Origin of the sequence: Bordetella sp. 15P40C-2, assembly GCF_009763235.1 — a bacterium.
In the GTDB taxonomy this organism is placed as follows: Bacteria; Pseudomonadota; Gammaproteobacteria; order Burkholderiales; family Burkholderiaceae_B; genus Bordetella_A.
In genome coordinates this window covers 205,289-229,154 of sequence record NZ_WSJA01000042.1, presented here as the reverse complement: position 1 = coordinate 229,154, position 23,866 = coordinate 205,289, and the positions used below count along the sequence as shown (strand labels likewise).

General features: G+C 60.2%; 24 protein-coding genes. 13 read left to right on the top strand and 11 right to left on the bottom strand.

Features of this window, described 5'->3' with window-relative positions; translation table 11 throughout:
* Nucleotides 1-8: 8 nt before the first annotated feature.
* The 4 genes from ugpA to proC form a co-directional block, all read right to left on the bottom strand.
* A complete protein-coding gene (gene ugpA / locus GOQ25_RS17255) occupies nucleotides 9-890 on the bottom strand; it encodes a sn-glycerol-3-phosphate ABC transporter permease UgpA (protein WP_160351705.1) in 882 nt (293 codons plus the stop codon).
* Between the two features lie 240 nt (nucleotides 891-1,130).
* Nucleotides 1,131-2,444, bottom strand: a complete 1,314-nt coding sequence (gene ugpB / locus GOQ25_RS17250) for a sn-glycerol-3-phosphate ABC transporter substrate-binding protein UgpB (protein ID WP_160351704.1) — start codon at nucleotides 2,442-2,444, stop codon at nucleotides 1,131-1,133.
* A gap of 224 nt (nucleotides 2,445-2,668) precedes the next feature.
* Nucleotides 2,669-3,220, bottom strand: coding sequence for a queuosine precursor transporter (locus GOQ25_RS17245; protein WP_370519976.1), 552 nt, complete (start codon nucleotides 3,218-3,220; stop codon nucleotides 2,669-2,671).
* Between the two features lie 74 nt (nucleotides 3,221-3,294).
* Nucleotides 3,295-4,131, bottom strand: coding sequence for a pyrroline-5-carboxylate reductase (gene proC / locus GOQ25_RS17240; protein WP_160351702.1), 837 nt, complete (start codon nucleotides 4,129-4,131; stop codon nucleotides 3,295-3,297).
* 395 nt (nucleotides 4,132-4,526) lie between these two features.
* On the opposite strand from proC, the gene GOQ25_RS17235 reads away from it, so the two are divergent.
* The 5 genes from GOQ25_RS17235 to GOQ25_RS17215 all read left to right on the top strand — a co-directional run bounded on the left by GOQ25_RS17235 (nucleotide 4,527) and on the right by GOQ25_RS17215 (nucleotide 9,376).
* Complete coding sequence (locus GOQ25_RS17235) at nucleotides 4,527-5,642, top strand: branched-chain amino acid ABC transporter substrate-binding protein (RefSeq protein WP_160351701.1); 1,116 nt, start codon at nucleotides 4,527-4,529, stop codon at nucleotides 5,640-5,642.
* Nucleotides 5,643-5,749: 107 nt separating this feature from the next.
* Complete coding sequence (livH, locus tag GOQ25_RS17230) at nucleotides 5,750-6,676, top strand: high-affinity branched-chain amino acid ABC transporter permease LivH (protein ID WP_160351700.1); 927 nt, start codon at nucleotides 5,750-5,752, stop codon at nucleotides 6,674-6,676.
* Nucleotides 6,676-7,911: a high-affinity branched-chain amino acid ABC transporter permease LivM gene (locus GOQ25_RS17225; protein ID WP_160351699.1), complete on the top strand. Its 1,236-nt coding sequence runs from the start codon at nucleotides 6,676-6,678 to the stop codon at nucleotides 7,909-7,911. Before livH ends, GOQ25_RS17225 begins: the two co-directional genes overlap by 1 nt.
* Nucleotides 7,908-8,675, top strand: coding sequence for a high-affinity branched-chain amino acid ABC transporter ATP-binding protein LivG (livG, locus tag GOQ25_RS17220; RefSeq protein WP_160351698.1), 768 nt, complete (start codon nucleotides 7,908-7,910; stop codon nucleotides 8,673-8,675). The genes GOQ25_RS17225 and livG overlap by 4 nt, the downstream gene beginning before the upstream one ends.
* Nucleotides 8,675-9,376 (top strand): ABC transporter ATP-binding protein, encoded by a 702-nt coding sequence (locus GOQ25_RS17215; protein ID WP_160351777.1) that lies wholly within the window; start codon nucleotides 8,675-8,677, stop codon nucleotides 9,374-9,376. Before livG ends, GOQ25_RS17215 begins: the two co-directional genes overlap by 1 nt.
* 374 nt (nucleotides 9,377-9,750) lie before the next feature.
* On the opposite strand, the gene GOQ25_RS17210 is transcribed toward GOQ25_RS17215, so the two are convergent.
* The gene (locus tag GOQ25_RS17210) at nucleotides 9,751-10,362 is read right to left on the bottom strand and encodes a glutathione S-transferase family protein (protein WP_160351697.1); all 612 of its coding nucleotides are present in this window, start codon (nucleotides 10,360-10,362) and stop codon (nucleotides 9,751-9,753) included.
* A gap of 93 nt (nucleotides 10,363-10,455) precedes the next feature.
* Here GOQ25_RS17210 and GOQ25_RS17205 point away from each other — a divergent pair, with 93 nt between their 5' ends.
* The gene (locus tag GOQ25_RS17205; RefSeq protein ID WP_370519975.1) at nucleotides 10,456-11,682 is read left to right on the top strand and encodes a PQQ-dependent sugar dehydrogenase; all 1,227 of its coding nucleotides are present in this window, start codon (nucleotides 10,456-10,458) and stop codon (nucleotides 11,680-11,682) included.
* A gap of 20 nt (nucleotides 11,683-11,702) precedes the next feature.
* Here GOQ25_RS17205 and GOQ25_RS17200 read toward each other — a convergent pair whose 3' ends face one another.
* Nucleotides 11,703-12,074 carry a DUF423 domain-containing protein gene (locus GOQ25_RS17200; protein WP_160351696.1) on the bottom strand — a complete coding sequence of 124 codons (372 nt, stop codon included), beginning with the start codon at nucleotides 12,072-12,074 and terminating at the stop codon, nucleotides 11,703-11,705.
* Between the two features lie 139 nt (nucleotides 12,075-12,213).
* On the opposite strand from GOQ25_RS17200, the gene asd reads away from it, so the two are divergent.
* Complete coding sequence (gene asd, locus GOQ25_RS17195; RefSeq protein ID WP_160351695.1) at nucleotides 12,214-13,077, top strand: archaetidylserine decarboxylase; 864 nt, start codon at nucleotides 12,214-12,216, stop codon at nucleotides 13,075-13,077.
* 25 nt (nucleotides 13,078-13,102) lie between these two features.
* On the opposite strand, the gene GOQ25_RS17190 is transcribed toward asd, so the two are convergent.
* On the bottom strand, nucleotides 13,103-13,888 hold the full coding sequence (locus GOQ25_RS17190; RefSeq protein ID WP_160351775.1) for a MetQ/NlpA family ABC transporter substrate-binding protein: 786 nt from the start codon (nucleotides 13,886-13,888) through the stop codon (nucleotides 13,103-13,105).
* 120 nt (nucleotides 13,889-14,008) lie between these two features.
* Nucleotides 14,009-14,899: an NAD(P)-dependent oxidoreductase gene (locus GOQ25_RS17185; protein ID WP_160351694.1), complete on the bottom strand. Its 891-nt coding sequence runs from the start codon at nucleotides 14,897-14,899 to the stop codon at nucleotides 14,009-14,011.
* Between the two features lie 245 nt (nucleotides 14,900-15,144).
* On the opposite strand from GOQ25_RS17185, the gene GOQ25_RS17180 reads away from it, so the two are divergent.
* The 6 genes from GOQ25_RS17180 to GOQ25_RS17155 all read left to right on the top strand — a co-directional run bounded on the left by GOQ25_RS17180 (nucleotide 15,145) and on the right by GOQ25_RS17155 (nucleotide 20,265).
* A complete protein-coding gene (locus GOQ25_RS17180; protein WP_160351693.1) occupies nucleotides 15,145-15,870 on the top strand; it encodes a TerC family protein in 726 nt (241 codons plus the stop codon).
* Between the two features lie 320 nt (nucleotides 15,871-16,190).
* Nucleotides 16,191-17,051 carry an alpha/beta fold hydrolase gene (locus GOQ25_RS17175; protein WP_160351692.1) on the top strand — a complete coding sequence of 287 codons (861 nt, stop codon included), beginning with the start codon at nucleotides 16,191-16,193 and terminating at the stop codon, nucleotides 17,049-17,051.
* Nucleotides 17,052-17,181: 130 nt separating this feature from the next.
* The gene (gene ssuE / locus GOQ25_RS17170; protein ID WP_160351691.1) at nucleotides 17,182-17,766 is read left to right on the top strand and encodes an NADPH-dependent FMN reductase; all 585 of its coding nucleotides are present in this window, start codon (nucleotides 17,182-17,184) and stop codon (nucleotides 17,764-17,766) included.
* 31 nt (nucleotides 17,767-17,797) lie between these two features.
* Nucleotides 17,798-18,013: a molybdopterin-binding protein gene (locus tag GOQ25_RS17165; RefSeq protein ID WP_160351690.1), complete on the top strand. Its 216-nt coding sequence runs from the start codon at nucleotides 17,798-17,800 to the stop codon at nucleotides 18,011-18,013.
* Nucleotides 18,014-18,028: 15 nt separating this feature from the next.
* Nucleotides 18,029-19,150, top strand: coding sequence for an LLM class flavin-dependent oxidoreductase (locus GOQ25_RS17160; RefSeq protein WP_160351689.1), 1,122 nt, complete (start codon nucleotides 18,029-18,031; stop codon nucleotides 19,148-19,150).
* A 32-nt stretch (nucleotides 19,151-19,182) separates the two neighbouring features.
* On the top strand, nucleotides 19,183-20,265 hold the full coding sequence (locus GOQ25_RS17155) for an LLM class flavin-dependent oxidoreductase (RefSeq protein ID WP_160351688.1): 1,083 nt from the start codon (nucleotides 19,183-19,185) through the stop codon (nucleotides 20,263-20,265).
* A gap of 92 nt (nucleotides 20,266-20,357) precedes the next feature.
* Here GOQ25_RS17155 and GOQ25_RS17150 read toward each other — a convergent pair whose 3' ends face one another.
* The 3 genes from GOQ25_RS17150 to GOQ25_RS17140 are packed head-to-tail and all read right to left on the bottom strand — an operon-like array spanning nucleotide 20,358 to nucleotide 23,076.
* On the bottom strand, nucleotides 20,358-21,143 hold the full coding sequence (locus tag GOQ25_RS17150; protein WP_160351687.1) for an ABC transporter ATP-binding protein: 786 nt from the start codon (nucleotides 21,141-21,143) through the stop codon (nucleotides 20,358-20,360).
* Nucleotides 21,119-22,033, bottom strand: coding sequence for an ABC transporter permease (locus GOQ25_RS17145; RefSeq protein WP_160351686.1), 915 nt, complete (start codon nucleotides 22,031-22,033; stop codon nucleotides 21,119-21,121). Before GOQ25_RS17145 ends, GOQ25_RS17150 begins: the two co-directional genes overlap by 25 nt.
* The gene (locus tag GOQ25_RS17140; protein ID WP_160351685.1) at nucleotides 22,030-23,076 is read right to left on the bottom strand and encodes an ABC transporter substrate-binding protein; all 1,047 of its coding nucleotides are present in this window, start codon (nucleotides 23,074-23,076) and stop codon (nucleotides 22,030-22,032) included. Before GOQ25_RS17140 ends, GOQ25_RS17145 begins: the two co-directional genes overlap by 4 nt.
* Nucleotides 23,077-23,866: the final 790 nt, after the last annotated feature.

Sequence of the window (23,866 nt, the reverse complement as noted above, 5' to 3'; positions counted from 1 at the left end):
CTTTTGGATCAGTACTGGACTTTGCGGTCGATATAACGGAACTGCACAACCGTGAGCGCGACGACGATGAACATCAGCACGACGGATTGCGCGGCGGAGGAGCCCAGGTCCAAGCCCTTGAACGCATCGCTATAGACCTTGTAGACCAGAATCGAGGTCGCGGTGCCCGGGCCACCTTGGGTGGTGGTGTCGATCACGGCAAAGGTATCGAAGAACGCATAGATGACGTTGACGACGAGCAGGAAGAAGGTCGTCGGCGACAGCAGCGGGAACACGATGGTCCAGAACCGGCGGGTGGGCGAAGCGCCATCGATCGCGGCGGCCTCGATCAGCGAGCGGGGGATCGATTGCAAGCCAGCCAGGAAGAACAGGAAGTTATACGAAATCTGTTTCCATACGGCGGCGATCAGCACCAGAATCATGGCTTGATTGCCATCCAGGCGCGGATTCCAGCTGACGCCTATCTCGGTCAAGGCCACCGCCAGAATCCCCACCGAGGGCGAGAACAGGAAGAGCCACAGTACGCCCACCACGGCGGGAGCCACGGCATAGGGCCAGATCAGTAGCGTTTTATAAAGGCCCGCGCCACGGATGACACGATCGGCCATGACCGCCAGCAGAAGCGAAACCGCGAGGCCAACAAAAGCAACCAGCACCGAAAACACCGCAGTGACGCGGAAGGAATCCAGATAGGCCTCTTGCTGGAAGAGATCGATAAAGTTGTCAAAACCCACGAACTCGCTGGACAGACCAAAAACGTCTTGCAGTTGCGTGGATTGCCAGACAGCCTGGCCCGCGGGCCAGAAGAAGAACACCAGCGTGATGAATACCTGCGGGGCCAACAGCAGGTAAGGCAGGGACTTGTGACGGAAGACGACGCGTTTTTCCATGAGGCAAGACCCGGTTAAAAGGTTGAAAGGGCGCGCGCGGGCGCCGACAAAACGTTACGGAAAGGTGCGCGTAAAGGCATGGAGATCAAACAAGCTCGGCGTGAGGGGCCCCGGACTGGGCAGCGGTGTGCGGCACGCGCCGGCGGCAATGCAGCACCCGGAAGCGATCGAGCAGATGAACGCTAGGGACAGAACATCCGGCGGTTTTCGCGAATCATCGGAAAACCGCCGGTCTAGGACTTACTTGGCGCTCTTCTCGAATTTCTCGAGGAGTTCGTTACCGCGCTTGACCATGGTCTTGAGACCATCTTCGGCGCTGGTCTTGCCGGAGACGATGCGTTCCATCTCTTGATCCTCGATCTCGCGGATCTGCGGCAGGAAGCCCAGGCGCAGGCCGCGCGAATTCGAGGTGGTTTCTACGTTGAGCTGTTCAACGGCGACTTCGGTGCCGGGGTTCTTGTCATAGAAGCCCGACTTCTTGGTCTCGTCGTAGGCGGCAATGGTCACCGGCACATAGCCGGTTTGCTGGTGCCAGCGCGCGGCGATTTCCGGCTTGGCCAGGAAGTGGAAGAACTCGGTCACGCCTTTATAGACTTCAGGCGATTTCTTGGCGAAGACCCACAGCGATGCGCCACCGATGATGGTGTTTTGCGGCGCACCCTTGACGTCGGCATAGTAGGGCAGGCTCGATACGCCGAATTCGAACTTGGCGTTCTTGGCGATGTTGGCGCGCATGCCGCTCGAGCCGGTGATCATCGCGCATTTGCCGCTGGTGAAAAGCGCATTGGGCTGGTCGCCACGGCCACCGTACATAAAGATCCCATCTTTGGCCATATTGGCCAGGTTCTCCAGGTGGCGCTTGTGCAACGGCGTATCGATAGCAAGCCGCGCACCGAGACCGCCGAAGCCATTGTCCTCGGTGGCGTACGGCACGTTATGCCAAGAGGAGAACGTTTCGAGCTGCGACCACGACGGCCAGGACGTCGTGTAGCCGCATTCCTGGCCCGCTTCCTTGAGCTTTTGACCAGCTTGAGCCAGCTCTTCCCAGGTCTTGGGCGGCTTTTCGGGGTCCAGACCCGCCTTTTTAAAGGCGTCCTTGTTGTAGTAGAAGACCACCGTCGAGCTGTTAAACGGCATGGAGATCAGCTTGCCGTCTTGCGACGAATAGTAGCCCGCCACCGCGCCGATGAAAGCCTTGGGATCGATCGGCTTGCCGGCTTCTTCGCTCATTTCCTGCACGGGTTTGACGGCGCCCTTGGCGTGCATCATCGTCGCCGTGCCGACCTCGAACACTTGCAGAATATCCGGCGCGTTTCCGGCCCGGAAGGCGGCGATACCGGCGTTCATGGATTCGCCGTAGTTGCCTTTATAGACGGCGTTGACGCGATAGTCGGGATTCGATTTGTTGAATTCCTCGACCAGCTCGTTAACGCGTTCGCCCAGGGCGCCTTCCATGGAGTGCCAGAACTGGATCTCGGTGGCGGCGTTGGCCGACGTGGCGGCAAACGCCGTGAAAATGGCGGCCAGGGTAAAAGCAAGACGTTGCTGTCTCATGTTTGGATTCTCCGGTTTGCGTGCGTAATAAGGGCCACGGTAATGGCCGCAGTGAACACGACACCTTATGTATGGCTTATGACAGAGGTGTGAACTTTTGCACCGACGGACTGCACTGTCAAATCACATTGATAACTGACGTTTTAACAGCACAGTTCGAACGAAAAGCGGTTAAGTAAAAACAATGCGTGAGTGGTTGTGACGGCTTATGTGTATCTTTGCTGTCATGGTTGTGGATCGTTAGGCGAGTGTGCGGTGTCCGGCGGGCGCGCGATATTCCACATCAGCGCGCGGAACGGTGCGAGCATGGTGAGATTGACCACGAGCTTGATCGCAAGATCGCCGAGCATCCATGTCACCCACGGCGTGCCGGTCGCGGCGAAAGCCACGCTGAAAAACACCGCTGTATCAAGCAGCGCGCCGACCGTGCCCGACATCAGTGGCGCGAGCCACCAGCGTTTATCACGCAGGCGGTCGAACACACGGATGTCAGCAAGCTGCGCACAGATGTAGGCCAGCCCCGATGCCAGTGCAATACGCGGCGAAGCCACCCAGACGGAAACAAGTAGCGCCAGGGCAAATCCAACCCATGCCACGCGGCGCGCCGCCTGCGGCCCAAAACGCCGGTTCAGTACGTCGGTGACGAGGAAGGCGACCGGATAGGAGAGGCCACCCCAGGTCAACCAGTCGTTGATCGGGAACTGAACCAGGATATTCGAGCCCACGACGATCAGGCCCATACAGAAGACCGCGACGGCGAAATGGCCGGCGGTCATGGGCTGAAAACGGTGGGGCATGCGTAGCGCGGGATCGGGCGATCGCTCAGTGCGAGGCTGAGCGGTTCGCATCATCATGACCTGCCGAACTCGTCAGCCAGCTCGCGCGATCGCTGTGCGGCGGCTTGCATCGCGTCACGCACCGTGTCGCGCAGATTGGCTTGATCGAATATCTGTAGCGCGGCCGCCGTCGTACCGCCTTTGGAAGTCACCCGCTCCCGTAGTACGGCAGGGGATTCCGTGGCCTGTTCGGCAAGGCGGGTGGCGCCGGCCAAGGTACCTAGCGCAAGCTGCTTGGCTTGCTCTTCGGTGAGGCCGACCGACAGGCCACCCGCGATAAGGGATTCCAAGAATAAAAACACATAAGCCGGGCCGCTGCCCGAGAGTGCGGTGACCGCATCCAGAGCGGCGTCGTCCGCGACCCAAACCACTTGTCCGACGCTAGCCAGCAGGCTTTCTGCGAGCTCGCGGCCTGCGGCGTCGACGCCCGGCATCGCGATCAGGCCAGTGACACCAGCGCCGACCAGGGCAGGGGTGTTCGGCATACAACGCACGAGGTTTTGCCACGGTGCGCCGGGTTCGCCCAGCCAGTTGGCCAAGGTATCGGCACGTATGCCAGCGGCGACGCTGATGATAAGCGTGTCTGGTTGCAGCCAGGGACGCGTGGCCGCGACGGCTTCACGCAGTTGCTGAGGCTTGACCGCATACAGCCAAACGTTACAGCGACGCAGCGTTTCGTCGGGTGCGCTCGCCGCGGTGCATCCTCGCTGACGCCAAGCTTCTTGAACGTCTGTGCTGGGATCCACAACATGAAGATTGCCAGCCGGGCAAATCTTTCCCGAAAGTCCGCTGGCCAACGCCGACGCCATGTTGCCGCCGCCGATAAATGCAATGGAGAGATGTTGATTCATGGCGCGATTGTAGCCCTGTGTGGCGAGGCTCGTCGCGCGGTTACATGTTCGTTCGCACAATTCGCGAATGCAAGCCTCGTGTAAGCAAGGAAAGGAATACTTGCGCCGCGTTTGTGTCTACCAAACCGAACAAAAGCGGTCATGGAAGCAAATTGAGGAAAACGTGCGCGCAGGTCTGCGCACGCGTTACCCGTGTGCTGCCTCAGCGGTTGAGAGCAGCTATCCCATCATTGGGGATTACACGCAGTGACAGGGTCACTGGCAGCTTCCAGAATACCGCCGACGTTCTACGTTTGCTCAAGAAGCCGGCAATGCGCGCGTTTGGCCATCGGATACCCTTCGACCGGATTTCAAAGCGCACAAAGCTGTCCATCCCTATAGCCGGAGAAATTTCAATGAAGCTTCTGCACCGCATTAATCCCATCGCCCTGGCTCTGGGCTCGATGTTGCTGGTCGGCGCGGCTCATGCCGCCGATACCATCAAGATCGGTATTCCCCAGCCCATGACTGGTCCCAATACTCAGTATGGGACGCAGATCCAAGCGGGCGCGCTGACTGCGATCGAGACGATCAATGCCCAAGGGGGTGTCAAGGGTAAAAAGCTCGAACCCATCCTGATTGATGACGGCTGCGAGCCCAAGCAGGCCGTGCCGGCCGCGAACCGAGTGGTGAACTCCGGTGCGAAGTTTGCCGTGGCGCACGCCTGCTCCGGCGTGACGGTGCCGGCCGTGAATGTCTATGAGCAAGAGGGCATTGTCGCGATCACCCCGGGCGCGACCTCGCCGCTGGTGACGGATACGACCAAGCCGCATTTCTTCTTCCGCACGATCGGGCGCGACGACCAGCAAGGACCGTTCGCCGCGAACTATATCGCCAAGACCTTGAAGCCCAAGAAAGTCGCGGTACTGCACGATAAGCAGACCTATGGCTCGGGCGTGGCCTCGCAGGTCAAGAACAGCCTGGAAAAAGAAGGCGTGAACGTGGCGCTGTACGAAGGCATCAACGTCGGCGACAGCGACTATTCGGCCGTGATTACGAAGCTGAAGTCCTCGGGCGTGGATCTGGTGTATTTCGGCGGCTATCACCCGGAACTGGGTCTGCTGCTGCGTCAGTCGCGCGAGCAGGGGCTGAACGTGCAGTTCATGGGCCCGGAAGGCACGGCTAACCAGGATCTGGTGGCGATCGCAGGCCCGGCCATCGAGGGTCTGCTGGTGACGCTGCCGGCCGACTTCACCAAGATGCCTGGCAACGAAGGCATTGTGAAGGCTTTCCACGACGCCAAGCGTGATCCGGATGGCGCATTCCAAATGCCCGCGTATGCGGCCGTGCAAATCCTGGCCAAGAGCATCGATGCGGTGGGCGAAGACCCCGCCAAGGTGGCCGACTACATGCACAGCAATACGTTCGACACCGGTATCGGCAAAGTCGAGTACGACGCCAAGGGCGACTTGAAGGACTTCGAGTTCGCCGTTTTCAAATGGGACAAGGACGGTAAGAAAACCCAGCTGTAAACAAGCGATGCCCCGATCTACCGGTCGGGGCCAGCACGTACGCCCAGGTTTCCGGCTCCGGGTTGTTGTTACCGGGGCCGGTGCTATTTGGAGCATAGGTAAATCTCATGTCTGACCTTATCCCTCAATTGACCCAGCAGATCTTTAACGGTCTGTCGTTGGGTGCGATTTACGCGTTGATTGCCATTGGCTACACAATGGTCTACGGCATCATCGGAATGATTAACTTTGCCCACGGCGAGATCTACATGATCGGCGCTTATGTGGGGCTGGTGACCTTGACGGCCATCGGCACAGGTAGTGGCATGCCGCTGCCCTTTGTCGTGGCCGCGATGCTGGTCGTGGCGATTCTTGTGACAGGGGTGTATGGCTTTAGTGTCGAGCGCGTGGCGTATCGGCCGGTGCGAGGCAGCCAGAGGCTGGTCGCGCTGATCTCGGCCATCGGGATGTCAATCTTTTTGCAGAACTGGGTGGCCCTGGGGCAAGGTGCGCGTGATATGGCCGTGCCGTCCTTGATCTCGGGCTCGGTGCAGTTTCACATGGGTTCGGATTTCGATGTGACGCTGCCGTATTCGCGCATCATGATCATTGTGGTGACCGTGCTGCTGATGGTGGCGTTGTCATTGTTCATCAAGTATTCGCGCATGGGCCGGGCGTCGCGCGCGTGCTCGCAGGATATGCACATGGCGAATCTGCTCGGTATCGATACGAACCGGGTGATCTCGTTTACCTTTGTGCTCGGTGCGATGCTGGCGGCCGTGGGCGGCGTGCTGATCGCCATCACGGTGGGCAAGCTCAATCCGTTTATCGGCTTTATCGCGGGCATCAAGGCGTTTACGGCAGCGGTGCTGGGCGGTATCGGCAGCATACCGGGCGCGATGCTGGGTGGCGTGCTGCTGGGCCTGGCGGAGACGTTGGCGGCGGCGTACATCTCGTCGCAATACAAGGATATTGTGGCCTTTTCGCTGCTGGTGTTGATTCTGCTGTTCCGTCCGACCGGGCTGCTCGGCAAACCTGAAGTGGAGAAAGTGTAATGGCCGCGAGTAATGTGAAAGGCGCCGTCATTGCAGCCGTGCTGACGGCGATCATTGTGATGCCGGTGTTTGGCGTGCAGTTGTTGCGTCAAGGCGCGACGACGTATCTGGAGCCGCGCTGGGATCTGGTGGCCTGGTCGGCGGCCGTGGTGTTTGTATTTCAGCTGGTGCGGCCGTGGTTGGCGATACCGTTTCGTCGACTCAAGACCAGTGTGCCGGAACTGCCCGCCGCGCCTACGAAGGGGCGCAAGTGGGTGGTTGTGCTGCTGGTCGCGGCCGCGATCATCTGGCCGTTCTTCGCGGGACGTAGCACGGTCGATATCGCAACGCTGGTGTTGATCTATGTGATGCTGGGCCTGGGGCTGAATATCGTGGTGGGCTTTGCGGGTCTGCTGGATTTGGGCTTCGTGGGCTTTTATGCGGTGGGTGCCTATACCTATGCCTTGTTGTATCACTGGGCGGGTTGGGGGTTCTGGGAGGCCTTGCCGTTCTCGGGCTTGATGGCGGCGATATTTGGTTTCCTGCTCGGCTTTCCGGTGCTGCGTCTGCGTGGGGATTATCTGGCAATCGTGACGCTGGGGTTCGGGGAGATCATCCGTTTGCTGCTGATCAACTTGAACACCTTTACGGGTGGCCCGGACGGTATCTCGGGTATTCCAAAGCCCACCGTGTTCGGCTATGAGATGACGCGTCGTCCTAGTCAGGAGGGCACGGAGACGTTCCATCAATTGATGGGTTGGACGTTCGATAACCAACACATGGTCAACTACCTGTATCTGATGGCATTGGCCTTGGCGTTGATCACGTTGTTCGTGTCGTCGCGGTTGATTCGTATGCCGGTGGGGCGTGCCTGGGAAGCTTTGCGCGAGGACGAGATCGCGTGCCGTTCGTTGGGGCTGAATCCCACGCGCATCAAGTTGTCGGCGTTCACGCTGGGCGCGATGTTCGCGGGCTTTGGCGGGGCGTTTTTTGCCGCGCGTCAGGGCATGGTGAACCCGGAGTCCTTTACGTTTATCGAGTCGGCGCTGATCCTGGCCATCGTGGTGCTGGGCGGCATGGGCTCGCAGGTGGGCGTGATTCTGGCGGCGATTTTGTTAACAGTGCTGCCTGAGGTGGCGCGTGAATTCGCCGAATATCGCATGCTGATGTTTGGTCTGGTGATGGTGTTGATGATGATGTGGCGTCCGCAAGGGTTGTTGCCCATGAAGCGTCCCCATGTGGAGCTGAAGCCATGAGCGAAACGTTGTTGAAGGTGTCGGGCCTGACCATGCGGTTCGGCGGTTTGTTGGCTGTCGATAGCGTGGCGTTCGAAGTCAAGCGCGATGAGGTGTTTGCGATCATCGGGCCGAACGGGGCGGGGAAGACGACCGTGTTTAACTGCGTCGGTGGGTTTTATAAGCCCACGGGTGGCGAGATCGTCATGGACGGGCAGTCCATCACGGGGTTGCCTAGCCATAAGGTGGCGCAGCATGGGTTGGTGCGGACTTTTCAGAACGTGCGGTTGTTCAAGCAACTCACCGTCTTGGAAAATCTGCTGGTGGCCCAGCATACGCAGGTGGAATCGCGCCTGTTGCCGGGGTTGTTGAAGCTGAAGTCTTATCGCCAGTCGGAGGCGGAGGCGTTGCAACGGGCGGCGCAATGGCTGGATTTCATGGGGCTGCGCGAGTATGCCAATCGTGAGGCGGGGAATCTGGCTTATGGGCATCAACGGCGCTTGGAGATCGCGCGGTGCATGATCACGAAGCCGCGTCTATTGATGCTGGATGAGCCGGCGGCGGGGTTGAATCCTCAGGAGAAGCGCGATTTGCAGGGGCTGATTGATCAGCTGCGGCGGGAGTTTGGCGTGGCGGTGTTGTTGATTGAGCACGATATGAGCCTGATCATGGGGATTTCGGATCGCATCCTGGTGATGGAGCATGGCAAGCCGATCATGACCGGGACGCCGGAACAGGTGCGTAGTGATGAGCGCGTGATTAAGGCGTACCTGGGGGAAGAATGATGCTGAAGCTGGACAATATTCATACCTATTACGGTGCGATTCAGGCGCTTAATGGCGTGTCGGTCGAGGTCAATCAAGGCGAGATCGTGACGCTGATTGGGGCGAACGGCGCGGGTAAGACGACGCTGTTGATGACGGTTTGCGGCAATCCGCGAGCGAAGTCGGGGACGATCACGTTCATGGGCGAGGACATCACGCACGTGGACACGCATCACATCATGCGTAGTGGGATTGCGATTTCGCCGGAAGGGCGTCGGGTGTTTAAGGATCTGACGGTGGCGGAGAATCTGATGATGGGGGGCTTTTTTAGCGACCGTCAGCAGATTGAGGCGGGGCTTGAGCATGTCTACAAGCTGTTTCCGCGGCTCAAGGAGCGGGCGGCGCAGCGGGCAGGCACGATGTCGGGGGGCGAGCAGCAGATGCTGGCGATCGGGCGGGCGTTGATGACGCGGCCTAAGCTGTTGTTGCTGGATGAGCCTACGCTGGGGTTGGCGCCGCTCATTATTGCTCAGATCTTTGAGATTATCCGGCAGATCCGGGAGGAAGGGGTGACGGTGTTCCTGGTCGAGCAGAACGCGAATAAGGCGTTGCAGGTGGCGGATCGGGGGTATGTGTTGGAGAACGGGCGGGTGGTGTTGCAGGATACGGGGGCTAACTTGCTTGTTAATGCGGATGTTAGGAAGGCTTATTTGGGGGCTTGAGAGGGTCTGCTGAGGCGCGCGTTCTTCTGGGGGCGTCGGTTTAGTTCGTTCTTGGTTGGGGGCTTTGTTGCTTTTGGGGCTCTGGGGTTTGAGTTCTTAAGGTTCAGGCCGCGCGCCTGGGAGCCGCACCGGCCCTGTCGCAGCGGCTCGGCCCACGAGCAGGGGCCTCGGTCGCCTTCGGCGACTTCCCGCCGCTCTACGGGCCGGTGCGGCTCCCAGGCGCACGGCCTGAACGGGAAGAGGCGCATTGTCAGGGGCTCGCTTTTGCGTTGCCCCTTTCTTGCGTCTGGTTTGGGTGCTGGGGTTAGCTTGTTGCTCTTAGCTCTTAGCTCTTAGCTCTTAGCTCTTAGCTCTTCGCTCTTCGGGGCGGGGCCTTACAGACCTTCGGCTTTCAAGGCGGCTTGTACGGCTGGGTCGGCTTCCATGCGGGTGGCGAACTGGGATAGGTTGTCCATGCCGGATAGGTCGATGTTTTTGGCTTTGGCCCAGCGTAGGACGACGAATAGGTACGGGTCGGCCAGGGATGGTTTGGCGCCAGCCAGGTAGGGTTTGTCGGCTAGCTGTTTGTCTAGGATGCCGAAGAGGTTGCGCAGCATGCCGGCGGCGGAGTTGCGTAGGGCCTCCTGTGCGGATTCGTCGGGGACGTAGCGCGGGGCGCCGAATATCAACGAGAAGGTTTTGTGCAGGTCGGAGTTGATGAATCCGAGCCAGCGGCGGACTTCGGCGCGCGAGGCGGCGCTGCCGTCGCCCAGCAGATTGAGTTCGGGGGCTTTTTCGGCCAGATACTCCAGGATCGCGGCGTTCTGCGTGAGCGTCAGGCCGTCATCGGTGAGCGCGGGGACGGCGCCCAAAGGATTGATCTTTAAGAATTCGGGCTGCTTGAGCGCGTCGCGGGCGACGGCTTCGGCTTCGTAGGGCTTGCCGATCCATTCCAGCACGATGTGCGTGGCCAGGGAGCACGCGCCGGGCATGTAGTAGAGTTTCATTATTGCTTGGTCTCCATAACAATAAACAGGCAGGTGTTTATATCAACTGGTTATGGTACGCCGGTTTGCGGGGTGTGCGTACTGGGAGCTTGCATGCGACAACTAGGGTTAAAAGTTAGGGCGTTGCCGTTGCTTGTGGCGCTGGGTACTGCGATGGGATTCGGCGCGGCCGGGGCCGTGGCTCAGGCGGCGGATAAGGTTACCGGGGCGAGGTCTGCTGATGCGGATGCGGTCGCTTTGCAAGCTCCGCCTATGCAAGCGGGGGACTTTAGCGAAGGCCGAGCAAAGGTCGATAAGATCGCTGATGGATTGGAGCATCCGTGGTCGCTTGCCTTTTTGCCTGATGGCGACATGCTGATTACTGAGCGGCCGGGGCGCTTGCGCAGAGTCGATGCTCAGGGGCGGGTGTCTGCGCCTATACGTGGTGTGCCTGAGGTGTTCGCGCAGGGGCAGGGGGGATTGTTGGATGTGGTGTTGTCACCGGGGTTCGCGCAGGATCGGCGGGTTTATTTGTCGTATGCGGAACGGGGTGGCGATGGAAAGGCCGGGACTGCGGTAGGTGTTGGGCGCTTGTCCGAGGATGGGCAGGGGCTTGAAGATTTCAGGGTGATTTTCCGGCAGGAGCCGAAGCTCTCGACGGGGAATCACTTTGGTGGGCGGATGGTTTTTGACCGTCAGGGTGATTTGTTTATCGCCCTGGGGGAAAACAATCAACGACCGACTTCGCAGGATCTGGATAAGCTGCAAGGCAAGATCGTGCGGGTCGGTGCGGATGGCTCGCTGCCTGGGGACAATCCGTTTGTGGGCGAGGGTAACGCGCGGCCGGAGATCTGGACGTATGGGATGCGCAATCCTCAAGGACTGGCTCTGAATCCTTGGACGGGTGAACTCTGGGAACACGAGCATGGGCCGCGCGGTGGGGATGAGGTGAACATCATCTACCCGGGGCGCAACTATGGTTGGCCGCTGGCGACGTATGGGATTAATTATTCCGGTTTGCCGATTCCAGAGGCCAAGGGCGATACGCTCAAAGGTGGGCAAGGGCCGCTGTATTGGTGGAAGAAATCTCCGGCGATCAGCGGCATGGCGTTCTATGACAGCGATGCATACCCACAGTGGAAGGATTCGCTGTTCATTGGAGCGTTAGCGGCTCAGGTGTTGATTCGACTCTCGCTGGAAAACGGCAAAGTCGTGAGCGAGGAGCGGTTGTTGTCGGATCTGAACGCCCGTATTCGCGATGTACGGCTGGGACCCGATGGGGCGATTTATGTGTTGACGGATGAGGGTAACGGCAGGCTGCTGCGCGTGACCCCCGAGTGAGAGTGGGCGACGACGCGCGATCACGCGGCGCGCCAGGCTGTCCACGCTACCCATGCCCAGGCCACCAAAAACGCCACGCCGCCGATAGGCGTGATGGCGCCGAGCCAACGGATTCCTGTCACGGCCAGCAGATATAGGCTGCCGCTAAACAGGATAATGCCTGCAAACATGATCAGCCCGGCAGTGCTCATGCCGGCGCCGTATCTGGCGGCGAGTAGCGCGATGATGAAAAGGCCCAAGGCATGTACCAGGTGATAAAGCACGCCTGTTTGCCATACGGCCAGCATGTCGCTGGTGAGGGATTGCTTCAGGCCGTGGGCGCCGAAAGCGCCGGCGCCTACGGCGGCGATCATGTTCAAAGCAGCCAGCACGATGAGGTGGCGGTCGGTCATGGGGGTCCTCATGGCAGATTCATGGAAAGTGGCATTATCCCAGTACTGCGGGGCTTGCTGGCGCTACACTCCTAGAACAAGTAACATCCGTATCCCTTCACGGCCCTGCGCCGAGTCACGTCGTTTTTCACCGGACCCCATGCACTTTAAAGACCAGCTCTTCTTAGCCAGCCAATACCTCGCACCTCATCATTTAGTGTCAAGGTTAATGGGTTTGGCTTCAGATTGCCGCACGCCGGCGGTCAAGAACTGGATGATCTCGCGTTTTGTGCGCCGCTATGGGGTGAATATGACCGAGGCGCTGCTCGAGGACCCGCTGGCGTACCCGACGTTCAATCAGTTTTTTACACGCGCGTTGAAGGCCGATGCACGCCCGTTGGATACGGAACCGCAAGGCATTCTGTGTCCCGCGGATGGGGCGATCAGCCAGTTGGGCCGTATCGAGCATGGTCGTGTGTTCCAGGCCAAAGGGCATTCATATGGCCTGACGGCATTGCTGGGTGGGGATGCGCATCGCGCGGACCCCTTCGTCGATGGCGAATTCGCGACGGTGTATTTGTCGCCGCGCGATTACCACCGTGTGCACATGCCGTGCGCGGGGACGTTGCGCGAGATGGTGCATGTGCCGGGGCGCTTGTTTTCGGTCAACCCGTTGACGGCCACGCATGTGCCCGAGCTGTTCGCGCGTAACGAACGCGTGGTGTGTATCTTCGATACCGAATTTGGCCCGATGGCGTTGGTACTGGTGGGGGCGATGATTGTCGCGTCCATCGAGACGGTTTGGGCGGGCCTGGTCACACCGCATAAGCGGCAAGTACGATCGACGCGCTATGACGCGGCCTCGCGCGCGCCGATCCATCTGGAAAAGGGCGCGGAAATGGGCCGGTTCCTGTTGGGGTCGACCGTGATCGTGCTGTTTGGGCCAAATCGCGTGCGCTGGACGGATACGCCTTCCGTGCGTGGGCCGGTGCGTATGGGCGAGTTGATGGCGCTGCCGGCTTAGGGACAGCGCCGGTTACCGCAGTCGGTCACCACGGGAAATCAATCAAATCGCCGTAGAGCGCGCGCAGTTTTGCCTTGACCTCGGGCGACTGTTGATAGATCTGGATGAATTCGAGCAGGCGCGGATCCTGCGCATGGTCGGGGGTCGTCACCCAGCGGATGGCGTACCGGCGCACGTTTTCCGGGTCGGTATTGTCAAACGCCAGACCGTCTTTTTCATCGATGCCCGCATGCTTGGCAAAGGTGGTGTAGGTGACGGAGGCGGTCACGTCGTCAAAGGTGCGCGCCGATTGGGAGCCCTCGACCTGGATAAGTTTGATGTTTTTGGGGTTGGCGACGATGTCTTGGATCGATGCACGGTGATCGGCGCCGTCGCGCAGCTGGATCAAGCCCATCGCGTTGAGCAGGAGTAACGCCCGGCCCGCGTTGACGGGGTCGTTAGGAATCGCAATGGTCGCGCCATCAGGGATGGCGTCACCCCGCTTGAGCTTTTTGGAAAACAGCCCAATCGTCGTGGAATAGCCGTACGCAATGGGCTGCAGCCGTGTGCCGCGGCTTTGGTTAAAGAGCTGCAAAAAGGGCTCGTGCTGGAAGAAATTCGCATCTAGCGCGCCCTCGGCCACGCCGGTATTGGGCATCACCCAGTCGCTGAATTCCACCAGCTCGACCTTCAATCCCCGCTTTGCGGCTTCGGCGATGGCAATCTCGGTAGCCTGGTTGGCCACGCTGGGGATCACACCGATACGCAAAGGCTTGTCCTGGGCCGCATGCGCGGCGCCGGGCAAGACAGCGGCGAGCGTGAGCAGGGTCATCACGCCGGCCAGAGACAGTTTCAGAAGACGGTTCATCGCGATCGTTCCACCCGTGGCAAAGGCAAAACCACCATTGTGCCGCAGGTGGACGCCGAGCAGGCGAGGATCCCTCGCGCGAACTCAGGTTTTATCGTTGGCCAACAGCGCCACCAGATGCGGTAGCGTGGTGTTGGGGGCGGCTTCCTTGGCGCCGCGCTTGAACAGCTGCTCGATGGCGTCCGCGGCGATGTGGGTCGCACCGGTTTCCTCGGCCATGGTGGTGTAGTAGCCCAGGTCTTTATGCGCATTCGATAGCGAGAAGCGCAAGCCCGAATCGTCGCCTGATTGGATGAAAGGACGCAGGCGTTCGAGCGCAACACCGCCGCCACCGCCGTTGGCGAGCACGTCGACCAGCACCGAGGCGTCAATGCCGGCGCGCTGCGCGCAGGCGGCCGCCTCGGCGATGACGGCCGCGCATCCGAGCGAGACGTAGTTGTGCAGCAGCTTCATGCGGTGTCCGGAGCCGATGGGGCCGACGTAGGTGATGTTTTCGGCGTAGCAGCGTAGCAGCGGCTGGCAGCGCTCGAACAGTTCGCGTTCGCCACCCACGAGCAGGTTCAGGCGGCCCTCGGCGGCCTCTTTAGGCGTACGCGTCATGGGGGCATCCAGAAACTGGCCGCCGGCTTCGGTGACGACCTGGGCGATGCGCACCGTCGACGACGGAATTGCCGTGGAGCAGTCGATGACGACGGTGCCGGGGCGTAGCCCTTGCAACAGGCCATTGGGGCTAAACAGCACGTCTTCGACCTGCGGCGTGCCGGTCACGCAGAGGATGATGATATTGGCCTGACGCGCCACTTGGGCGGGGCTGGCAACTTTCGCGGCGCCTGCGGCGAGCAGGCTGTCCATGGGCTGGTTGCCCGGGTGGTCGAGCAACACAAGCGGATAGCCGTGTTTGACGATGTTGCTGGCAATGCCGTGGCCCATGAGGCCAACGCCAATCATGCCAATAGTGTCTTTCCCGATAGTCATCTGTTCAGTTTCGCTAAGAAAGCCTCCGTGCCTCGCCTCGGGGCCTTGATGGGCGCCCGAGACGGCACGGCGGCGGATGTTGGGTGGCAAGACCTGCTCGCGGCGCCGCTAGGGTAACCACGGTTTAGTGATCATACAAGTTACCGAATTTTAAGTTTTTTGTAAGTATTCAGCTGAAAGGCGTTCAGGTTTCTGTAAGAAATGCTAAAACAGCGGCTTCGGTATTTCGTTTATACGGAGATTGCATGCTCGAGTTTTTGCAGACCCTTAGCTGGGCCGCGGTATTTCAGATCATTCTTATCGACATCCTGCTTGGTGGGGACAATGCCGTGGTCATCGCATTGGCCTGCCGGAACCTACCGGCCAAGCAGCGCATGCAGGGGATTCTCTGGGGCACGGCGGGCGCCATCGGCCTGCGTGTGCTGCTGATTGCGTTTGCGCTGACGCTGTTGACCATCCCCTATCTCAAGATCGTGGGGGCGTTGTTGTTGTTGTGGGTGGGCGTGAAGCTGCTCATTCCCGAGGAAGACGCGCATGGCAATATCAAGGGCGCGGTATCTATATGGTCCGCGGTAAAGACCATCATCGTGGCCGACTTTGTCATGAGCCTGGATAACGTGATCGCGATTGCGGGCGCTGCGCAGATGGCGGATCCCTCGCATCAGATCGGCTTGGTGATTTTCGGCCTGGTGGTGAGCGTGCCCATCATTATCTGGGGTAGTACGTTGGTGCTGAAGCTGATCGACCGTTTCCCGCTGGTGGTCACGTTTGGCGCTGCGTTGCTGGGCTGGATCGCCGGTGGCATGCTCGTGACCGATGTCGTCGTGGTTGAGCATTTCGGCGAGGTGTCGGGTACGGTGAAGATCGCGGCTGAAATCATCGGCGCGCTGCTGGTGGTGGGTTTGGGTCGCATGATCGCTGCTCGCCGCAAGCCGGCCGCCGCGTCGCAAGAGGTCGTGCGTCAAGGCTGATTGGTGCTGCGCAACGACTGAGCTGACGCGCGCGGCTTCGCACAGTGCGCGTCAGCTTTCATTCCCTGGCCTGTGCCCATGTAAATGTGGTGTGCGCATCGCGTGTTATTGCGGTTAAGATGCACGCGACTGCCGGAGGCCAGCATGGGAAAGCGTAGCGGCTACGCCATTCTGGACCATCAAGGGGTCTCGGTTTGTTCCGAGGCCCTTTTTGCTACCTGCAAGGCAGAAGCGTCTTGGTCGTGCCTCATGCAGTGCCTTTTCGACACGGCCGGGTATTCAAAAACGTACACCTTTACCTAGTAGGCGGTTGTCGCAGCATGCAGGAATATTCATCGGAAGTGCTGGAAAACGCGGATGCGGAATTGGCCCGGCTGGACGCCAGCGCGCGCCATCATGCCGTCCGGATGGATGGTCGAACGTTCGTATGGCGCGAGTGGGGCAGTGGGCCCGCGCTTGTGCTGATTCACGGCGGACATGGCTCATGGATGCATTGGGCAAAGAACGTCGAACCGCTGGCGCGGCACTTTCGCGTGCTCGCGCCGAATATGGCGGGGTTCGACGATTCCGACGATTTCGATTGCGCACCCCATGATCCGATGCGGTGGGAACGCCTGCTGGATAGCTTGAAAATGGGCGTGGAGCAGCTGGTGGGAGATGCGCCGCTCGGGCTGGTGGGCTTTTCTTTCGGGGGCGTGGTCGCCGGGACGCTCGCGCCGCGGCTGCCGCATTTGCAGCGGCTGGCGTTGCTGGGTAGCGGCGGTCATGGCACGGCGCGGCGTGAAAAGGAGCGGCTGTTGGATTGGCGCGCGGTGACCGGCCGCGAACGCCAGGAAGCGCTGGCGCAGAATCTGGGCGTGTTTATGTTGTCCTCGCGCGAGGCCATCGATCCGTTGGCGCTGCGTATCCATACGCGGTCTTGCGAGCGCACGCGTTTTCGCAGTAAAGCGATTTCGCGCGATCAACGCTTAGCCAAGGCAATGCAGAGCTTGAATGTGCCGGTCCTGTTGGTATGGGGCGAGGAGGACGTCACGGCCGAGCCTGCGCAAGCTGCCTCTGCGCTGACCCAAGGACATCCAGACAGGCAATGGCGCAGTGTGCCGCGCGCAGGCCATTGGGTGCAATATGAAAAGGCCGATGAGATCAATGCGTGCCTGATCGACTGGTTTCGGCAGTCTTAGACGGCTAGAGGGTGACGTGGGCGTGGGTGCCCGCGATCCCCGCATAACTTCATATCAAGTAAGTATTTTTCAGATGCTGGGCGGGCAGACAGAATGACCGGGTTCATTCAAATGGAAGCCACGCCTCACCATGAGCATCCTGACCCTGGCCGGCAGTCCTTCGCAGCACTCGCGTTCCACGGCCTTATTACGTTATGCCGCGATGCGTCTCGCGGCTCGCGGACTAAACAGCGACGAGCTTGGCCTGCGGGATCTGCCCGCAATTGATCTGATCGAAGGTCATTTCGACGGATCCGCAGCGCGTGCGTTGCGCGCGCGTGTAGCTGGCGCGCAAGCGCTCATCATCGCCACGCCTGTCTATAAGGCTTCGTTCGCAGGCGGACTGAAAGCCATCCTGGATTTACTCGACCAAAAAGCCCTGACTGACAAGATCGTGTTGCCTGTCGCCACTGGCGGCAGCACCGCGCACTTGTTGGCGCTCGAATACAGCTTAAAGCCGGTTCTTTCTGCTTTGGGTGCACGTCACATTCTGGCTGGCGTGTATGCCGCGGATCGACAGGTCTGGATGGGCGAGGGCGAGGTCCGCATCGACGCAGAGGTACGCGAACGCTTGGACGCAGCGGTTGAAAGTTTGGTGCGCCATCTTTATGCGACGCCGCTCTCACAAGGCTACGACTTGGGTTATCTGGCTCTTAACGCGCGATTCAGCGTGTGAGGCCATCCGCATTTCTATCAGGAGCACCCGTATGACCATTCCCTCCATCAACGCCCGCAATCAGTTCCGTGGCCGGATCAAAGAGATCATTCTTGGACCGGTGGTTTCCGAAGTCGATGTGGACACGCCGGCGGGCATAGTGACCTCGGTAATCACAACGCGGTCGGTGAAAGAACTGGATCTACAAGTCGGCACAGAGGTGCTGGCGTTCGTAAAGGCTACCGAAGTTTCGGTGGCAAAACTCTAGACGTGGAGCCGTCGCATGAGCATCGAACTGAACTGGTATCTGCCGTCGCACGGCGATTTTCATGGTCTCGCGAATAATCAGGTAGGGAGTTCGCGGACCTTTGCGCGCACGAACAGTCCGGCCTATCTGTCGGACGTGGCCCGCGCTATCGAGTATGCAGGGTTTAATGCGATTTTGATTCCTACCGGTCCCAGTTGTCATGATGCTTGGGTAGTGGCGGCTGCGTTATCCCGCGCGACGACTCGGTTGAAGTTCCTCGTCGCGTTTCGGCCGGGGTTCGTGTTGCCGGCGGTGGCAGCGCAGACCGCACAGTCATTGCAGCGTATCACTGGAGGGCGACTGTTGCTGAACGTGGTCACGGGAGGAAGCTCGACCGAGCAGCGCGGATATGGTGATTTTCTGGATCATGCGCAACGCTATGCGCGCACGGACGAGTTCCTCGACATCGTGCGGCGCCTGTGGTCGGGAGAGCAATTTTCTTATGACGGCGACTACTATCGCCTGCGCAATGCGCGCCTTCGGCGCGTCGAGCAATCAGCCCCACCGATTTATTTCGGGGGTGCCTCTGCGTCAGCCGAGGCCGTCGCGGCACGTCATAGCGACACGTATCTCTTCTGGGGCGAAACGCCAGACATGGTGCGTGAACGTATCGCGCGTGCCGACGCATTGGCGAGCGCGCATGGGCGTCGTCTGCGCTATGGCTATCGCGTCCACGTTATCGCGCGCGATACCGAGGAGCAGGCCTGGGCCGAAGCCGATCGCCTGCTGCGTGAGGTGCCGAAGGCGGACATTGAGAAAGCTCGACAGCAATTCGCGCTCAGCGAATCCACGGGGCAGGCGCGCATGACTAGCCTGCACGCCGGCAGGTCGATCAACACCGTGCGCGATCTGGAAGTCTCGCCCAATTTGTGGGCGGGTGTGGGATTGGTGCGAGGTGGCGCGGGCACTGCTTTAGTCGGCAGTCATGAGCAAGTGGCTGAACGCATTCAGGAACTGCATGAACTGGGCGTGGATAGCTTCATCTTTTCCGGCTACCCCAATCTGGAAGAGGCGCTGCGTGTTGGCGAAGAGGTCTTGCCTTTGCTGAACCAGGCGAATTCGGCCAACTCAGCGGCGCTGCGCGCGGTCGGCGCCTGAGATTTCACTGTTTCCCACCGGAGGATTCACTTATGACGGTTGAATTTAATTGGTTTTTGCCGACCAGCGGCGATGGACGTCATCTGACGGACAACACCAGTATTGCGGGCGTGAGGGATCACGCGCGTCGCGAACCCACGCCGGACTATCTCGTGCAGATAACGCGCGCGGCAGAAGCAGTGGGGTTCCATGCTGCATTGATTCCGACGGGTGCGGCGTGTGAAGATGGGTGGTTGACGGCTGCAGCATTGGCGCAAGAGACACAACGGTTAAAGTTTCTTGTGGCGTTTCGGCCCGGGCTGGAGTTGCCGGCCTATGCTGCACAGAAAGTCGCGACTTTGCAGGAGTTCACGGCGGGTCGTGTGTTGCTAAACGTGGTCACCGGTGGCGACCAGGACCAGCAAGAGGCCTACGGGGATTTTCTGGATCACGATACGCGTTACGCGCGCACGGCGGAATTTCTGAATGTCGCGCATCGCGCGTGGCGAGGGCCGGGACAGCATTATGACGGGCAGTATTTTCGGCTCGAAAATGGCGGGTTGCGTGAGCCCTTGAATGTCACGCCGGCGGTGTACTTTGGCGGGGCATCCGCGGCGGCTGAACAGGTCGCGGCGCAGCATGCCGATGTGTATCTCTTGTGGGGCGAGACGCCTGAGATGGTGCGCGAGCGTTTAGCGCGCATGCAAGCATTGGCAAAGGCGCACGGGCGCAGCCTGCGTTACGGTATTCGTTTACATATTATTGCCCGCCCTACGGATGGCGAGGCATGGGCAGAGGCTGACCGACTGTGGCGCGCATTGACGCCGCAGACAATCGAACGCGCGCGCACGGCATTGAGTGCCAGCCAGTCCGTGGGGCAGGCACGCATGTTGGGATTGAATGCAGGCAAGATCGTACAGCAGGTGCGGGATTTGGAAATCGCGGCGAGTCTCTGGGCGGGCGTCGGTTTGGTTAGGGGTGGTGCAGGTACGGCGCTCGTCGGCAGCTATCAACAGGTGGCCGATCGTCTGAGTGAATACCGGGATTTAGGGATTGATACGTTCATCCTGTCGGGCTATCCAAATCTGGAAGAAGCGTGGCGCGTGGGCGAAAACGTGATCGGTCGCGTGCACTGAGTGGCAATTGCCGGACAGCTTGGAGGCTAAAGGCCATTGCGTTAACGACGCAATGGCCTTTAGTGCAATACGCAATACGTTAGCCGTCGCAGTCATGCAGGTATTGCATGCGCGTGCGGCGCTTGGATCTCCATGGAGTCATCGCTTTCTACCCCCAGACTCGCGAGTAAGTAGGCGCGCAGTTCCGCCGCGCGGGTTTCGCGCGCGGGATGACTATCGGGCAGGTCCACATAGAGATCGACCACCAAACGGCCCTGATCTAACACCAGAATACGCTGGGCCAGATGAATGGCTTCATCGACGTCGTGAGTCACCATCAACACCGCAGGACGATGTCGTTCGCACAGGCGGCGCAGCAGGGTATGCATACGCAGGCGCGTCAACGCATCCAGGGCGCCGAACGGTTCATCGGCGAGAAGCAGTTGTGGATCACGCGCGAGGGCACGGGCGAGGGCGACGCGTTGCTGCTCTCCACCCGACAGTTCTCCGGGCCAGGATTTCTCGCGACCGCCCAGCCCGACTTCGGTCAAGATATCGGTGGCGCGCTTGACCGGGTCAGGGACGCTTAGGCCGAAAGTGACGTTGTCGATCAGCGACTTCCAGGGCAGCAGGCGTGCGTCTTGAAACACAACCGAAAGCCGTTGTGGCACGCGCAGGCGAGTGGCCGTGAAACCGTCCGGGTCTAGTCCGGCCAGCGCGCGCAGGAATGTGCTCTTGCCCGAGCCGCTGCGGCCGAGCAATGCGACGAACTGGCCGTCTGGGATATCCAGATCCACACCATCCAGCACGCTGCGTGGACCGAACCTGCGCGTGAGGCCGCGTATCGACACGACCGCATCGGAGGTAAGAGAGCTTAGTTGTCGATCGTTTTTCGCCATTTCAATACCTTTTTCTGTAGCAGTCGCACCAGCGCGTCGGAGCTCAGGCCCAGCAGGGCGTACAGCGCCAAGCAAACGATGATGATTTCGGTTTGGCCATAGGTGCGGGCAAGCTCGATCATGTAGCCGATGCCGCTGGTCGAATTCACCTGTTCGACGACAACGAGCGCCAGCCAGGAATACGTCACCGCGAACCGCAGTCCCAGCAAGAAGCCCGGCAATGCACCTGGGATGATGACGTGGCGGATGAACTGCCATCGTGTGACATCCAGGGTCTGCGCAAGCTCGAGGTAACGATTGTCGATGCCGCGCAGGCAATCGTGCGTCTGGATATAAATCGGCACGAAAACAATCAAGGCAATTGCCGTGACCTTCATCCCTTCGCCGATCCCGAGCCAGAGCATGAGCAAGGGCACGAGCGCGAGGCTCGGAATGGCGCGCTTGATCTGGACAGGGCCGTCGATAAGGTATTCACCAACGCGGCTCAAGCCCGCGATGACGCCCAGCGCCCCGCCAGTGAGTACGCCCCAGAAGAGCCCCTGTACCGCGCGCCAGAGCGAGGTTTCAAAGTTGCTCCACAGCCGCCCGGAGGTGATGAGATCATTGGCGGTAGTGACCACGACCCAGGGCGGCGACAAGGTGCGATGATCGATCAGACCAACGTACGAGCCGAACGCCCATAACGCCAACAAAAGCAGGGGGCCTATTGTCGGGCCGTAGCGCCAATGTCTGCCCAGGCCCAAACGTGGGCGGTTGGTGCGTTGTTGCGCGGCTTCTGAATCGACCGCGACCGCAGTGGGTGCAGTCACGAATTGGCGTGGCGTCGTGGATGCGAGTCGCTGCAGATCCGTATCCAATGAAGCAGCAGACAGGGTGCGGGTTTGGCTCATGGTGTCTCCAGCGCCTGGGCGGCGACGTTTTCATAACGACGATCGAACAGATCCTCGGCTCTCAAGCGCGGCTTGCCGGTTTCCGCGGCCAGCAAATCAATGGTGGCCTGTTGGCGCGCAATCGCATCGTTCCAATCGGCTGGAATGTCGGGTTCGCCAGCGGATTTCACCAGATGTTTGCCGTCGTCTGCGGATAAACCCTGTTGTTCCACGAAGTAGCCGGCTATCCACTCCTGCGGGTGCTCGTAAATCCAACGCGACGCACGCGCCCAGGCCTTTACGTACTCGCGCACTGCCGCGGCCTTGGCGGGGTCATCCAGCACCGATTGAAGGCCGTAGATGTACCACGGGTCATCGCGTAGACCGTGCGAGATTAGCTTGGCGCCGTCCTTGCCGTAATTGATGAGATAACGTGGCTGATTGGCTTCGGCGATGGGCGCCGCATCGACGAGGCGGCTGGCGAGTGCGCTTACGTATACGTCGCCGGTGCTGGGCATCTCAACCAGGGTCACTTCTTTTTGCGTGAGCCCCGCCTTTTGCAGCACGCGGAGCACCAGCGCGCCTTGCGCTTGGCCCGGGCTGTAGGCGATTTTCTTGCCTCGCAGGTCCTCGATGGAGTCGATCGCCGCACCCGGTGCGATACCGAACTTATAGATGGGATGATTGATGGGGTCCTTTCGGAAGCCGGCCGCGACGATCTTGACGGGCAATCCCGTCCACGTCGCATGTATAGGCGGGATGTCGGCGACCGCGCCTAAATCCAACGCCCTCGAGCGGAACGCTTCGGTGGTGCGCGGGCCACCACTGATGTTGGCCCATTCGACTTTGAAAGGCAGCTTGGCGAGCTCGCCCGATAGCTCCAGCGCACGTTGCGTCTTCGGGTCGCCAACGCGTAGTACGGTACCGGGTGGGACGGTGTCGGGGATAGCCGACGCAGCTGCGGCAGCGGCACTGTTTGTAAAGCCGCACAGCGCGACAACACCCAGCCACTGCGCAGCACGCAGGGTGCGCAACAAGGGCGAGCGCAAGGATAGCAAGGTCATCTTAAAAAGCTCCTGGATCGAAAGAGGATTCGCTGTCGCGTGTGGTGGGCGCCTTCACTATCGCGCGACATCCGGATCATTCTGGCCAATGAAACGTAGACCTCAAACGCATTAATTTTCATATTTTTATGTGCTCAAAATGCCGTGAATCGACGCTATCGATATACCTATTTGTTCATGCCTACACCGTAATTGACCGGGCCGACGGGCGCACGTACTGTCAAGGGTTTTGCCCAAAAAACGCGCGGCTTGGTGGCTACGCCGATCTGCGTGGGCTGGCTGGACACGCGCCAGGCGGGCGGTTGCCCGCGCCCAGTCAGGCATAGCGGTTGTCCTTTACGCCGGATGGCCTATATCATGGCGACAACGCCCCGTCTGTCGGGGCGTTGCGTTGTCGAGGTCCGCGCGTTCAGGGCCGACCCCCGTGCTGTCAAGGAGGCCGCTACGTGGCTTTGCTGAATTGTTCCGTCAACCACCCGCATATGACGAATCCTTCTGGGGCGTTATCAACGCTCAGGCTTCTGTTGCGGTGCAGGGCGCTATGGGGCGTTCTCGTGGTGTGGGCGATGTTGACGTTCAGCACGTTGGCGCACGCGGTGGGGCTGCCCGGCCTGAATGCAAGCACTGCGGCGCCTGCTGCCGAGAGCAGCGCCGCGACCGACTTCACGCCGGCAAAACTCGCCGACCTGCTAGAGGACCCCGCGACGCGCGACAAGCTCGTCGAAGCATTGCGCGCGCACACCCAAGGCAGTGAAGGCTCGGCCGCGCCCAAGGCGGAGCCCCAGGATGC